The 13297-nt window shown below is 69.4% G+C and carries 15 protein-coding genes; 8 read left to right on the top strand and 7 right to left on the bottom strand.

Going from position 1 to position 13297, the window contains the following annotated elements; all coding sequences use genetic code 11:
- The 5 genes from ACZ3HV_RS40025 to ACZ3HV_RS40045 form a co-directional block, all read right to left on the bottom strand.
- On the bottom strand, nucleotides 1-866 hold an 866-nt coding region (locus ACZ3HV_RS40025), incomplete at its 3' end, for an Acg family FMN-binding oxidoreductase (protein WP_465692595.1).
- Between the two features lie 36 nt (nucleotides 867-902).
- Nucleotides 903-1379: a GyrI-like domain-containing protein gene (locus ACZ3HV_RS40030; RefSeq protein WP_465692597.1), complete on the bottom strand. Its 477-nt coding sequence runs from the start codon at nucleotides 1377-1379 to the stop codon at nucleotides 903-905.
- Nucleotides 1380-1690: 311 nt separating this feature from the next.
- Nucleotides 1691-2557 (bottom strand): universal stress protein, encoded by an 867-nt coding sequence (locus ACZ3HV_RS40035; protein ID WP_465692599.1) that lies wholly within the window; start codon nucleotides 2555-2557, stop codon nucleotides 1691-1693.
- 16 nt (nucleotides 2558-2573) lie between these two features.
- Nucleotides 2574-3233 (bottom strand): helix-turn-helix domain-containing protein, encoded by a 660-nt coding sequence (locus ACZ3HV_RS40040; protein ID WP_465692601.1) that lies wholly within the window; start codon nucleotides 3231-3233, stop codon nucleotides 2574-2576.
- A gap of 49 nt (nucleotides 3234-3282) precedes the next feature.
- Nucleotides 3283-3495 carry a DUF1918 domain-containing protein gene (locus tag ACZ3HV_RS40045; protein ID WP_465692603.1) on the bottom strand — a complete coding sequence of 71 codons (213 nt, stop codon included), beginning with the start codon at nucleotides 3493-3495 and terminating at the stop codon, nucleotides 3283-3285.
- Between the two features lie 255 nt (nucleotides 3496-3750).
- On the opposite strand from ACZ3HV_RS40045, the gene ACZ3HV_RS40050 reads away from it, so the two are divergent.
- From ACZ3HV_RS40050 to ACZ3HV_RS40085, 8 genes are all read left to right on the top strand, one after another.
- Entirely contained in the window at nucleotides 3751-4191 is a 441-nt protein-coding gene (locus ACZ3HV_RS40050; protein WP_465692605.1) for a hypothetical protein, read from the top strand.
- A gap of 697 nt (nucleotides 4192-4888) precedes the next feature.
- The gene (locus tag ACZ3HV_RS40055; RefSeq protein ID WP_465692607.1) at nucleotides 4889-5047 is read left to right on the top strand and encodes a hypothetical protein; all 159 of its coding nucleotides are present in this window, start codon (nucleotides 4889-4891) and stop codon (nucleotides 5045-5047) included.
- Nucleotides 5044-5649 carry a V-type ATP synthase subunit D gene (locus ACZ3HV_RS40060; RefSeq protein WP_465692609.1) on the top strand — a complete coding sequence of 202 codons (606 nt, stop codon included), beginning with the start codon at nucleotides 5044-5046 and terminating at the stop codon, nucleotides 5647-5649. Before ACZ3HV_RS40055 ends, ACZ3HV_RS40060 begins: the two co-directional genes overlap by 4 nt.
- On the top strand, nucleotides 5646-6104 hold the full coding sequence (locus tag ACZ3HV_RS40065) for a universal stress protein (protein WP_465692611.1): 459 nt from the start codon (nucleotides 5646-5648) through the stop codon (nucleotides 6102-6104). Before ACZ3HV_RS40060 ends, ACZ3HV_RS40065 begins: the two co-directional genes overlap by 4 nt.
- Complete coding sequence (locus ACZ3HV_RS40070; protein ID WP_465692613.1) at nucleotides 6101-6769, top strand: dienelactone hydrolase family protein; 669 nt, start codon at nucleotides 6101-6103, stop codon at nucleotides 6767-6769. Before ACZ3HV_RS40065 ends, ACZ3HV_RS40070 begins: the two co-directional genes overlap by 4 nt.
- 75 nt (nucleotides 6770-6844) lie before the next feature.
- Complete coding sequence (locus ACZ3HV_RS40075) at nucleotides 6845-7825, top strand: ABC transporter ATP-binding protein (RefSeq protein WP_465692615.1); 981 nt, start codon at nucleotides 6845-6847, stop codon at nucleotides 7823-7825.
- A gap of 2 nt (nucleotides 7826-7827) precedes the next feature.
- On the top strand, nucleotides 7828-8994 hold the full coding sequence (locus tag ACZ3HV_RS40080) for an ABC transporter permease (RefSeq protein WP_465692617.1): 1167 nt from the start codon (nucleotides 7828-7830) through the stop codon (nucleotides 8992-8994).
- The gene (locus tag ACZ3HV_RS40085) at nucleotides 8991-10151 is read left to right on the top strand and encodes an ABC transporter permease (RefSeq protein WP_465692619.1); all 1161 of its coding nucleotides are present in this window, start codon (nucleotides 8991-8993) and stop codon (nucleotides 10149-10151) included. The genes ACZ3HV_RS40080 and ACZ3HV_RS40085 overlap by 4 nt, the downstream gene beginning before the upstream one ends.
- Nucleotides 10152-10714: 563 nt before the next feature.
- Here ACZ3HV_RS40085 and ACZ3HV_RS40090 read toward each other — a convergent pair.
- Together ACZ3HV_RS40090 and ACZ3HV_RS40095 are read right to left on the bottom strand one after the other, a co-directional pair.
- Nucleotides 10715-11779 carry an HNH endonuclease signature motif containing protein gene (locus tag ACZ3HV_RS40090; RefSeq protein WP_465692785.1) on the bottom strand — a complete coding sequence of 355 codons (1065 nt, stop codon included), beginning with the start codon at nucleotides 11777-11779 and terminating at the stop codon, nucleotides 10715-10717.
- A complete protein-coding gene (locus tag ACZ3HV_RS40095) occupies nucleotides 11689-13077 on the bottom strand; it encodes a DUF222 domain-containing protein (RefSeq protein WP_465692621.1) in 1389 nt (462 codons plus the stop codon). Before ACZ3HV_RS40095 ends, ACZ3HV_RS40090 begins: the two co-directional genes overlap by 91 nt.
- Between the last annotated feature and the right edge of the window lie 220 nt (nucleotides 13078-13297).

Raw genomic sequence — 13297 nt, forward strand, 5'->3', positions numbered from 1 at the left:
ATCAGGTGCCGGACCTCGGCCCGCAGCGCCGGGTGCTCCAGCGCTTGGTTGAGGAAGGAGGCGGCCAGCACCGAGGAAGTTGCTGTCAGCAACACCCGCTCTACCGCGTGGCCGCTCCGCACCCAGGCGTCCTCGTCCTCGTCCGCGGTGCTGAGAACGGCGATGCGCGGACGGTGTTCGAAGACCGCCTGCTCTCGGCCCGGTGTGTCGAGACCGGTCGCCAGGTCCCGGACCATGGCCGGTCCCGCGGGCACCGGCCCGAGCGCGGTGTCCGGAACGCCGTCGTCCGGCCGCTCGCCGCCGACCCATCGGCCGCGCTCCAGCAGGCGGTCCTCGTCGTACAGGTCGAGGTCGTCGGCCTGCTGCAGGAGCTGGCGTAGCTTCCGGGTCGCATCGTCGTCCAGCCAGTGCAGCTCCGCGCCTTCGATCTCGGCGGCACGGATCAGCGCGCCGATCACCGTCGGCGGGATGGCCTGGTCGAGCAGCGGGCCGCGATAGGTGTGGCGGCGCGAGATCTCGCCGTACAGGGCGGACAGTTCCGTGACCGGGCCGCGGCGTTCGGACAGGAAGACCCGGGCCACTACATCCGGTTCGGCCGGGTCGGGCGCGACGGCGAAGGTCGACTCGTGCCCGAGCATGGCGGCCGCGACCCGGAGGTTGAAGACCGCGGCACCCAGCCCGATCCGGATCTCGCGGCCGGCCGGGTCGGCGGCGGGCAGGCTCCGCTCCCCGTCGAGCCGGACGTCGATCACCGGCCCGGCGACCTCGAACCGCCACGGCTGGGTGTTATCCATCGATGGAGCGTGCACCGCGGCGGCGAGCAGAATGCCCACCTCGTCGTCGGTCAGTGCCTTCGTGGTGTTCACGGATGTCCTCCTTGTGCGGCCCTACGGCCGGGGGCACTACGAGAGGTCCGATGCCGGGCAATAAGGCTGGACGATCTCGGTGTGCCAGGTGATGGGGTCGCCGTCGGGCGGATCGTGATAGATCTCCCAGGGCGCACCGGAAGGCGTGGCGCCGCGCAGCCTGAGCCAGTCGGTCAGCGCCTCATAGGTGGAACCGAGTTGGTCGTACGGGCCGACATGAACGGTCACCACTGCCGGACCGCCGGGCAGGGTCGATGGCTGCGTCGTCCCATCGGAGCTCACCGGTTCGGGCACCGGGAAGCCGGCCTCGACGTCGAAGTAGCCGCCGGGCAACATGCGGTACCGCGCGAACGGCGGACCGGTCGGAGTGATGCCGCGGAGCCGCAGGAACTCCGCGACTTCGCCGAACGCCTGGGGGAACCACGTCGGCATCTCGGCGGGGGTCATTGTCCCGCGCCGGACCACGGTGGGTTGCTTAGTCAGGTTCTGGCTCTCGATCAGAGCTGTGCGCATGGTTCTGCTCCCTTCTCGATCACTTCCAGCACACGGCATCCGGGTAGGTGGCCGGCAGGGCCGACAGTCCTGAACCAGCCGGGCCTATGGTCGGCGACCGAGCACTATGGCAGCCCGACCGGGACCTTCGGCCCTGCGCGCGCGATCGGCCGGCTCGTGGAATGGGGGTGGACGCTTTGCCGAGGGGGAGTTATGAAGCACCGGCGGACGGTCGCGGACGTGATGACCGCCGACGTCATCACCGTGCCCGACGACGCGGGATTCAAGACAGTGGCCCAAGTGCTGCGTACTGCGGAACGTGTCCTCCTGAGTCAGCGCACGACTGCGACCGGGCAGGGGGGGTGGTGCACGAGCGCCCGGCTGGTCGAGCCGAGCAACAGACCGCGGAACGCGCCGCGGCCCCGGGATCCGACCACGAGCAGTTCGGCGGACCGGCCGGCGGCGAGCAGTGCGTCGTGCGCGGTCCCGTGGACGAGCCTCTCGTCCACCAGGACGTCCAGGTACTTGTCCCGGTGGCCGGCCATCGACTCGGCCAGCAGTGCCGCGCTTTCCTCTTCGACGATGTCGAGGTCGTAGACAGCAGGCAGCGGGTCGTTCGGTCCGGTGCTGATCGGGTCATGCCAGGCCATCATCGCGGTCAGCGTCGTCTGCCTGGACTCGGCCTGCTCGAAGGCGAACTCGATTGCCTGGAGTGAGCACTTGGAGCCGTCGACTCCGACGACGATTCCGCCGGCCCGGCCGGACTGCCAGTGCGGCGGTACGACGACGACCGGACAGGTCGCGTGTGTCGCGACATGGGCCGACACTGATCCCATGGCCAGATCGCGGAACTCGCCGAGGCCCCGTGAGCCGACAACGACCAGCTCGGCGTTGGTTGCCTCTTGCAACAACGCCGCTGCGGCGCCGCCGAAGGTGACGACGGCGTCGACCAGCAGTTGCGGGAAGGTCTCCCGGATCTGCTGGGCGACTTCGGCCAGCAGGTGTTCGGCTGTGACCCGCAACAGTTCGGTGGGTAGCGGAACCGAGGGGATCCCCAGTGGGCTGCTGAAGAACGGCAATGGCTGGGCGTAGGTCAGGCGGAGCCGCGCCGACCGGCGGTCGGCCTCGCCGGCGGCCCACCAGACCGCGGTCTCGCTGGCGGGAGACCCGTCGTACCCGGCGACGATCGTGGTGATCATGAGTGACTTCCTCTCGTCATCGCGTTGTGCCGGCACGAACTCGGCGCCCGGTGATGCAGGTCGGGGTGATCACGACGTAGACCTGTCGGTCACCTCCCGCCCAGGGGTCGACCGTCGTGCTGAGCAGCGCGGTCAGTTGGGAGTCGGCGTGCCGGGCAGTGCCGTCGATGAGGACACTCCAGCCTTGGTGCATGCCCTCGTCGAAGCGGTCCACCTCGAAGGCGACCGGTCCTTGGCCGTACTGGCCGATCGCTGTCGTCGCCGCGGTCCGGACCACGATGCTGCCGTTGTGCACGGCGAAGTTCACCGGTACGACCGTCAGCCGGCCGGCCCACTCGATGGCGACCCGGCCGATGCCGCCCGATTCGATCAGCCGCCGGCATTCCGGCTCGCTCAGCTCGGCCAGGATGGGGTGCAGGGCGGCCCGACCGTGACCCGGGGGTTGTTCGGGGATCGCGCCGAGAAGCTCGGCGACGGTGGTGTCGAGGGCGTCGGCGAGGCGGACCAGCGTACTGGTGGTCAGGGGGACGGGCGCATGCTCGACGCGGGCGAGATATCCGGAGTCCATTCGGGCTCGTGCGGCGACCTCCTCGCGGGTCAGCCCCAGTACGCTGCGGCGTCTGCGCACCCGCCGGGACAGATCTCCGCCGCCGTCCGGCTGCTCGTTCGCGGTCATCTGCGCTGCCTCCACTCGAGAACCTCCTGTTTCCCACGCACTCGTTCGCTCAGCGGCCGTGGGCCTGCTTCATCTGTTCGGCGGTGAGGATGTGGGCGCCCGTGCTCGGGATGACCAGCGTCTCGGTCCCGGTGTCGTCCCAGCGGACGATGTACGGCGGCGATCCGTCGGGGCCGTGGACCTCCAGGATCAGGCCGTGACGTTTCGGGTCGTCGAGGTGGGTGCCTTCGATCATCAACCAGTCGCCAGGTGCCGCCTTCATGGTCGTGCTCCTCCCGGTGAGGGGGCTACCGGCGGTCCGCCGGCACGCCTACCTTCAGGTGACACCTGCCCCGGGCGCGGCGGCAGGGGCCAAGTTCCCGCCGGCAGGGACCGAAAGGCCCTCGCCCGGCTGGAGGTCCCTTGTCCGGGGTGGTCGGGACCTTGGGCCCTGGGGAGGGCCGGCGCCGCGCGGCCAGGATGCTGATAGACCCGGCGTGAGGTGCCTGGGACCCGTGACAACCGAACGGGGAGTGCAATGAGCCTGATGCTGGACCGGCTGCGTCGTTTCCGTCCCGTCGGGGCTCCGGGAGGTGCCGGCCCGGTCGGCGTACCCGTGGACCACCGCCCCGGCGTCCCTACCGAACTGGTCGCGGTCTTCGACGCCCTGGACGGTGTGATCGCCGAGTGCCGGGAGATCCGCGCGACCGCCGAGCGGGCGGCCGCCGAGCTGATCGAGGGGGCGCAACGCGAGGCCGCCGGCCTGGTCGCCTCCGCCGCCGCCCGCGGACCGGCCGAGCGCGCGGAGGCGGCAGCCGCGATCACGGCCGGTGGGGATGCTGTGGCCGAGCGTACCCGGACCACCGCGACAGCCGAGGCCGAAGGACTGACCCGGCGCGGCCGGCAGCGGATGGACGAGCTGGTCGCCCTGATCCTGGATCGGGTTCGTGACGGCACCGGCCGAGCCGGAGCGGTGTGATGGGTGCGGGCTGGGTGGCCGCTACGGTCCGGGCGAAGGCGATGGCACGGCGACGCGTCGGGGCCGGTGCGGCTCAGCGGATCGCGCGTACGCCGAACCTGTCCGATGCGCTCGGTCTGCTCGCTGGTACGGCGTACGCGAAGGCCTCGGCGCCGGGCACATCCTTGCCGGCGGCGGAGCGGCTGGTCGCGGCGGCGGAGCTGTGGGAGTTGCGGGTGTTGTCGGGCTGGTTGCCCAGATCGGCGGTGGGGCTGGCCCGGGCGCTGGGCGCACGCTACGAACGCGCCAACGTCGAGACGCACGCGCGGAGCCTCGCCGCGCCCGGCCGGTCCGCGCAGTACTACGAACTCGGCAGCCTGGCGTTGTCCTGGCCGCGGCTCGCCGTGACGACCTCGCCGCAAGCTCTCCGTGCAGCGCTCGCGGCCTCGCCCTGGGGCGATCCGGGTGACACCACGGTGGCGGCGCTGCACGACGTCCTCGCGCTCCGCTGGCTGCGGATGGTTGCCGCCGAGGCGGCCCCGACGATCGAGTGGGTGACCGGTGCGGCCGCCCTGCTGGTGGCCAAGCGGTTGCTAGTAGCAACTACTGGGCCGGCCGACTGGCTGGTACGGTCCGCGGCCCCCTTGGTCGGGACGAACTGGGTGCGGGCGGTGCGCTCAGCGACATCGATCGCGGCTACTTGGCTTACGCCACCGCGGTGGAGGATTCGCTGCTGCGGCAGCGGGTTGACGAGGCGCGGAGCTTCGACGAGACGCTGGACCGGCTGTGGCAGGCCGTGTCCGTCTTGCCTCGGCGTGAGCTGACCATGCTGTCGCGCGCCTTGCTGACCGAGCATCTGCCGGGCGGCGAACGATGAGCGGCACGGCGGCCACCGGCCGCGCCGGACGGCTCGCGTTGACCGCCAGGTTGTCGACCGCACGGCGTGCCGTCGAGTTGCTGGATCGCAAACAACGAGCGCTCGCAGTGGAGTGCGAGCGGTTGGAGTTGGCCGCCGGTCGAGCTGCCGAGACCTTCGAGCAAGAGTCGCGCACTGCGGCGAACTCGTTGCGGCGAAGTACCGCGCTGGACGGTCAACGCGGTCTGCGAGCGTCGACCCCGTTGACTGCCGCCGACGTCACCATCGGCTATGACGTGACCATGGGTGTGCGACATCCAACCAGTGCCGAGATCCGCTTCGTTCCGCGGCCCGAACCGGCCGGAAGCTCTGCCTTGGCCTATACCGTCGAAGCCCACCGCACGGCACTCCTCGCCGCGGTACGGCTGGCCGCGGCCCAGCGCGCCCTGGTCGCCGCCGAGCTGGCGCTGACCCGGCAGCAACAACGCGCGCCCGAACAGGGCTGGATCCCCAGGCTCGACCGCCGTCTGGCCGAGATTGTGCAACGCCTCGACGAGACAGAGCGTGAGGAGAACCTGCGGCTGCGCTGGGCCGCGGCGAATGGATCCCGGGAGGACCGATGACGGACCGGTTCCTGGTAGTGGTGGACGACTCCGCGGCGGCTCTGCACGCAGCGCGAGTGGCAATCGACCTGGCGGCGGCGGCCGGCGCGAGGCTCATGCTGGTCACGGTCGTCGAGGATCACGTGCTGGACGCTCGGCTCAGTGCGGCCGCGATCCCGGATGTGGCGGGTCGACGGGCTCGCGGTGCGGTGGCGATGGTGAGCCGGGTCGCCACGATGGCGGATCGCCAAGGTGTGCCGGCCGAGACAGAGGTGCTGTCCGGGCACGGCGCCGAGCAAGTACTGGCGGCCGTCGGCCGATGCGGCGCCGACCTCATCGTGGTCGCGCGGGAACCACGGCTGCCGGCCGGCAGCCGCACGCCGTCGGTGAACGTCGAACACTTGCTGGAATTCGCCGACGTCCCGGTCCTGGTGGTGCCGCCCGCGCCGAAAAGACAGCGTCAGGAGGCGCCATGAGAACAGAATCGCTGGACAGTTCCTACCTGGCGCTGCCCGACGACGGAGGTCCGTTCGCCGGTGTGGTTGTCGTTCACGAGGCCTTCGGGCTCAACGACAACATCCGCGACATCTGCGACCGGTTCGCCGGCGAGGGATATGCCGCTCTGGGCGTCGACCTGTTCGAGGGTCGGAGCCGGGCGGTCTGTATGGCCCGGATGCTCGTGGGTGCTCTGGCCGGCAACCTCGACTATTACGGAGTTCCCGGCCTGAAGGATGCGCTCGGGAGGCTGGCCGGCCATCCCGAGGTGGACGGGGAGCGGATCGGTGCCATCGGGTTCTGCCTCGGCGGATCCATCGTCCTCACGTGGGCCTGTACCGAAGACCGGCTGACGGCCGTCGCCCCCTTCTACGGCTCCGCTCCGAGGCCTCGCGAGGCAATTCGCAGGTTGTGCCCCGTGGTCGGGTCCTGGCCCGAAAAGGACTTCACGACCAAGGCTGCGGGCGTGCTGGAGACCGACCTGACGGCGGCGGGTGTCGCGCACGATCTGAAGGTCTACCCGGGTGCCAAGCATGCGTTCTTCAACGACCAGTGGCGCAACCACCAACCCGATGCGGCGGCTGACTCGTGGCGGCGGGTCCTGGCCTTCTTCGACGAACATGTTCGCCGGCGTGCGACCGACTGACGCGTCGCCGATGGTCCCGCGAAAGCGGGACTGTCTGCCCTGACCATCGCTGTGGGGGGAGCAGACGCTGAAGATATGTACAGCGTCGAGACTGTTCCCGCGCAGGCAAACCCGACCACTGGTCAGGTGCTGGTCGCATCGCATCTCGGCAAGCGGTTCGGAGATCGGGTCGCTGTCGACGACGTCAGCTTCAAGGTGGCGGCGGGGGAGACTTATGGTCTGCTCGGGCCGAACGGTGCCGGCAAGACGACCACCATCCGCATGGTCTGCGGGCTGCTCCGGCCGGATGCCGGCCAGACCCTGATCGTCGGCCGGCGCGTCAGCACGACGGCGACCCTGGCGAAGAAGTCCGTCGGCTACGTGCCACAAGACATCGCGCTCTACCCCGATCTGACCGCGCGGGAGAACCTGAGGTTCTTCGGCCGCCTCTACGGGCTGCACGGCCAGGCCCTCAATCGCCGGGTCGCCGAGGTGCTGGACCTGATCGGGCTCTCGGAGCGGAGTCGCGACCGGGTCGAGTCGTTCTCGGGTGGGATGAAGCGGCGGCTGAACATCGGTGCCGGCCTGGTGCACGAGCCCACCCTGCTGGTCCTCGACGAGCCCACCGTGGGGGTGGATCCGCAGAGTCGCCACGCCGTGATGGAGAGCGTGCGCGCCTTCGGTGCGGCAGGCATGGCGGTACTCTACACCACGCACTACATGGAGGAGGCCGAGCGGTTGTGCGACCGGGTCGGCATCATCGACCACGGCCGATTGGTTGCCGAGGGCACCCGTCGTGAGCTGGTCGCGCAGCTCGGTGAGCACGACCGCATCGAGCTGACGGCGACCGGTGACCTCGGCGCGCTGGCCGACCGCTGCCGTCACCTCGACGGGATCGACCGCGCGGACGTGAAGGACGGCGAGGTGCAGTTGCTGGCCCGTGACGGGCGCCGGCTGCTGCCCGCCGTACTGGAGGCCGCGGAGCATCTGGGTACGCCGGTACGGTCGGTCGAGGTGGCCGAGCCCGACCTGGAATCGGTGTTCCTGCACCTGACCGGCACTGCCCTGCGGGAGTGATCGTGAACGCACCCCTCGTCATTGCCGCCAAGGATCTGCGCCAGCGCTTCCGGGACCGCTCGGCCATCATCCTCGGCTTCGTCGCACCCGTGCTGGTGGCTGCTCTGATGAGTTTCGCCTTCTCCTCGGTGGAGGCCTTCCATGCCGATGTCGCACTGGTGGACAACGACCACGGGCAGATCGCCGTCGCCTTGCGTACGGCGCTCAGCGGCCCGGACCTGTCCGACGTACTGACGGTGAAGCCAATCGGTGACGAGCAGCAGGCCCGCAAGCTGGTGGATCACGGCGACGTCGGCGCCGGTCTGGTGATCCCGCCAGGGTTCAGTGCGGCGGCAGTCGGTGACGAACCGATCGGCTTGACCGTGCTCGGCAGTCCGGACAACCCGCTGGAGGCACAGGTCGCCCGGGCTGTCGCGGACGCCTATGTCGCACAGCTGAACGCCGACCGATTGTCCGTGCATGCCGCGCTGGCCGCCGGAGTGCCGCCGAGTCGGACTGCGGAGCTGGCAAAGGCGGTGGCCGGCCTCAGGCTGCCCGAGTCGGTCGAGGCTCGCGCGACGGGTTACCGGCAGTTGACGACCGCCAGCTACTACGCGCCCGCGATGGGCATCATGTTCATCCTGTTCGCGATCGGCTTCACCGCGCACAGCTACTTCGCGGAGCAACGCGCCAGCACCCTCGAGCGGATCAGTGCCGCACCGATCCGGCGGGGCGTCGTACTGCTCGGCAAGTCATTGGCCGCCTTCGCCTACAGCGTTGCGAGTCTGACCAGTCTCGCCGTGGTGTCCTCGCTGGCGTTCGGCGCCCAGTGGGGTCCACCGATCCCGGCCGCGGCGTTGATCCTCGCCATGTCGGCGGCGCTGGTCGCACTGACAGCCCTGGTGATCGCGGTCGCACGGACCGAGCGGCAGGCGGACGGGATCGCGATGATGATCACCTTCGCCCTGCTGCTGGTCGGCGGAAACTTCGTCCTGATCAGTCAGGCACCCGAGACATTGCGCAAGCTGGCGCTGCTCACGCCCAACGGCTGGGCGCTACGTGGCTTCACCGATCTCGCCACCGGCGCGGCCGCAACGAGCGCCGTTCGACCTGTTCTTGTCATTCTCGGTATGGCCGCGCTGGTCGGCGTACTCGCCGCGGCAGTTGGTCGCTGGAGGGCCGCCTCATGACAGCTCTGGCTGTGGCGGGCGCCTCGCTGCGCCGGATGCTGCGGGACCGGACGGCGCTGTTCTTCGTCGTGCTGCTGCCCGTTCTCGTGATCGCGATCATCGGCACAGTCGTGAGGAACCCGGGTGGCTTCCGGATCGGCGTCGTGTCAGCACAGGCCTCCGGGCAGCCGCTTGCCGGCACCCTGGTCGACGACCTTGGCGCCACCGGACCGGTGCATCTCCAGTCCGACGAGCAGACCGCGCGTACGGCGTTGCGGCGCGGCGAGCTGGACGCGGTGGTGCTGATCCCGAGCGGTCTGGAAGCGGCACTGCTGCGGGGAAACGACGTGGTGATTCCAGTGCTGGCCGGCGGCGCGGAGTCGACGCAGAGCGCCGTACGATCCGCCGTCTCCGCCGCGGTCGCGCGGCACGCCGAGCGGATCCAGGCGGCCACGTTCGCCGCCCGGAAGACCGGCAGCACCGTCGCCGAACAGTTGCCCAGAGCCACTGCTCTGCAACGGGTCACTCCACGCATCACGGTGAGCACCGAGAACGTGGCCAGCGGCAGCAACTACCTTCCACTAGGGTTCGGGTACAGCGCGCCGACCATGTTGGTGCTGTTCGTGTTCATCAACGCACTGGCCGGTGGTGCGACAGTCGTCCAGAACCGTCAGCTCGGAATCTACGGCCGTTCGCTGGCGGCGCCGGTCCGGGCGAGTGATCTGGTGCTGGGTGAATCCCTGTTCTACCTGACGTTCTCGCTGCTGCAGTCGGCGCTGATCATCGGTACCGGATCGTTGCTGTTCGGCGTCAGCTGGGGCAATCTGCCGGCGGCGATCGCGCTGGTTGTCATGTGGGCCCTGGTCGGCACCGGCGCGGGGATGCTCAGCGGCGCCGCCTTCAAGACGCCGGACCAGGCGTCGGCGATCGGGCCGGTGATCGGCATCGCGTTCGCCATGCTCGGCGGCTGCATGTGGCCACTGGAGATCGTGCCGGACGAGGTCCGCACCCTCGGTCATGTGACCCCGCACGCCTGGGCCGTGGACGCCTGGATCACTGTGCTGTCGCGCGCGGGCGGTGTCGCGGACATCGCGGCGAACCTGGCCGTGCTCACCGGATTCGCCGTCGGAATGCTCGCCCTGGCCTCGGTCCTACTCCAGCGCCGCCTCAGCAGCTGACCGCTTGTTTCACCCCCGCTGGACCCGCATCACACTCGTCCGCGGCCGGCGACTGCAGCGGTCGCACTCGTCTGCGGCCGGCGACTGCATCGGTCGCACTCGTCCGCTGCCGGATCCGTCGCGCTCGTCCGCGGCTGGCGACCGCAACCTTCGTCGGGACACGAACCTCGGGTGGCTTGCTGATGATGGCAGCGGCGTCGTCGACGCCGCGGCCGAGGCAAGTTGCATCGAAACAGCTCGAAACACTTGAACCTGGCGTACTCGATAGCCCCGCTGATAAGGATCGGTTATCTGTCGGTGGCTGACGATCGTGTGCGTGGCGCTCGTCGCCCGCCGGCGACCGCAACTTTCGTCGAGACACGAAACCTCACGTGGCTTGCTGATGATGGCAGCGGCGTCGCCGACGCCGCGGCCGAGGCAAGTTGCATCGAAACAGCTCGAAACACTTGAACCTGTCCTCCTCGGTAGCCCCGCTGGTGAGCTGAGGATCGGTGGCCAGTCTGTGGCTCGACATGCGCCGGCATAGTGGGGCCGTTTCAGCGGCGGTTCTTGGTCGTCTTGATTCAGGCCGCGGCTGTGTTGCCACGAGGCCCGGTGGATTTGCGCCAGGGGTCAGCAGCGCGACGGTCGGGTTCCGAATCGCTGTCGTTGTTGCCGTCACCGTCGTGGTCGCCGCCAGGTTTGCTGTGGTCGGACTCGGAGACGAGGTCGCCCCACGGATCGAACGTGGGGGTGATGTCCGCCGTGGGTTTACTCCAGCGATCAACGGTCGGGTTCGGGATCACCGCATTGCCCCACACGTCTGTGCAATCCCGCCCTTCGTTGGCTGACGTCTTGGGGCCGTCGTGTGGTCGGCTGTCGGAGTCTTCGCCCCAGGGGTCGAACGTGGGGGTGGCTGGGCGTGGCGGTCCGGGTTCGGGGGTCGGGTCCTGGTGGTTCTGGTGCTTCTGCTCGTCGCGGGTGTGGGTTGCTCTGAGGTCGGGGGTGTCTCCCCAGGGGTTGAGGTGTGTGGTGTCGTCGGGGGTGATCCAGGGTGGGTCGGTGTCGCGGGGCCAGGCGCGGGCTGGTGCGCCGGGTGTGGTTGCGTCGGGTGTTTGGCGCGTGGTTGTGCCGGGTGTCGGTTCGGTGGGGTGGAGGGGGGTGGTTGGTGGCCGGTATCTGCCGTGGGGGATGGGGTCGGGGGTGGCCCAGGCGGGGCGGTCGACGTGGACGGTGCCGTTGGTGATGTGGATGGTCCAGTGGCCGGCGTGGAGGTCGCGGTGGCAGCGTTTGCAGAGGAGGACGAGGTTGGTGATTTTGGTTTCGCCGCCGTCGATCCAGCTGATGACGTGGTGGGCGTCGCAGTACAGGGGTGGGGCGCCGCAGCAGACACAACCCTTGTCGCGGGCGATCAGGGCTTTGCGGATGGGGCCGGTCGCGAGCCGGACGGTGGTGCCGACGTCGAGGGGCTGGGAGTCCGAGCCGAGCACGATGGGCAGGATGTCGGCGTCGCAGGCGAGGCGGCGAATGGTGGCCGCGGACAGCGCGTCGCCGTAGATCAGGTGGCCGAGTTTGCCGGCGGTGGCGGCTTTGAGGTCGTTGAAGTCGATGGTGACGGTGATGTGTGCTTTCGAACCGTGCCCGGGAATGAATCCGCCGCCGTGGTGTTTGCCGGTGCCGCCGGGTGCAGCGCTGTCACCGGTGGGCGCGGCGTGGGAATGGCTGGGCATGTCCGGAAGCATCGTGTCGGCGACGGGGGCGGCGTCGATCGCCTCCACTGCACCTGCGGCTCGTGCGTGTCCTGGAGTTTTGCCTGCACTGCCCGCGCTGCCTCCTGCACTGCCCGCGCTGCCTCCTGCACTGCCCGCGCTGCCTCCTGCACTGCCCGCACGGTCTCCTGCACTGCCCGCGCTGCCTGCGGTGGCAGTTGTGGCGGGCAGGTGGTGGCCGGTGCGGTTGTTGGCGGTGGGGTTGTTGGCGGTGGTGAGGATGGTGGTGAGGGCGTCGGCTTGGCGTTTGGTGCGGGGGCGGGGGTCGAGGGCGCCGTCGATGGTTTGTGGGGTTTGGCGTGGGTGTGGATGAGGGTGCGGAAGAGTTCGGCGTTCTCGTTGGCCAGGTAGCCGGCGAAGGCGACGCCGTTGTCGGCGTTCTTCAACGTGAGGGTTTCGCGGTCGTAGGCTCTTTGTTCGGCGGGTTCGGGGCCGTCGGTGTCGAGCCGGTCGCGGACGAGTTTGGCGGCGTCGCGGAGCTGGAGTGGGCCGTGGGTGCGGCCGAGTTCGACCAGTTGTTGCTCGGCGACGCGCAGGTCGTCGGCCGGGACAGTGGTGGGGACCCGGTCCAGTGCGGACACGATCGCCGCGGCCTGCGCGGGATGCAGCAGCACCCTCAAACCCACGCCACACTCGCCCTTACCGCTGTCGCTAACGCCCTTGTCGGTCACATCGCCGCCGCTCGCATCGCCGCCGCTCGCATCGCCGCCGCTCGCATCGGCGCCGCTCGCATCGCCGCCGCTCGCATCGGCGCCGCTCGCATCGGCATCGCTCGCACCGGCATCGGTTGTGGCGTCATCCGTCGTGCTGTCGTCCATCAGAGGGTTGGGGTCGGGGAGCGCGGTAGCGACGGCCGAGAACTTGTCGAGACTGGTGGCGAGGTGGACGTCGCGGCGGGCCTTGGCGGCGTCGATGCGGTAGCGGAAGGTCAGGAATCGGGCGGTGGTGCCGGCGCCGAGTTCCTTGGCGTGGCCGGTGGTCTCGAGTCCGCGGATGAGGTGCAGAGCGAAGGTTTCCAGGCGGGCGATCTCGGCGTACGCGGCATCGAGAGACGACACCATCTCGCTGCCGCTCATCGACCACACCGGTCGCTCTCCGAGAATCTCCATGTACTTACTGTAGACAGCTCTGCCGACAGTTTCAAACGCGAAAGCCCTTGTTTTCAAGGCAATTCGCACACCACTGCGCCAGCGACGAGTGAATCGAGTTGTCCACAGAAGTGCAGAGTTGTGGACAACGATCGGATCGAGGTACTCGCGTGTGGTAGGTCTGCGACCGCAGATATCATTGCCGCAAGCAACTAGCGTGGACACTGGTTCGGGGCCGCCTTGACCGCGACTTCGCCACGGCTGAGGGCGCCGTCCCGTCGATCGAGTACGTGACCACAGGACGTGTGCG

Source organism: Kribbella sp. NPDC020701 (genome assembly GCF_055562215.1).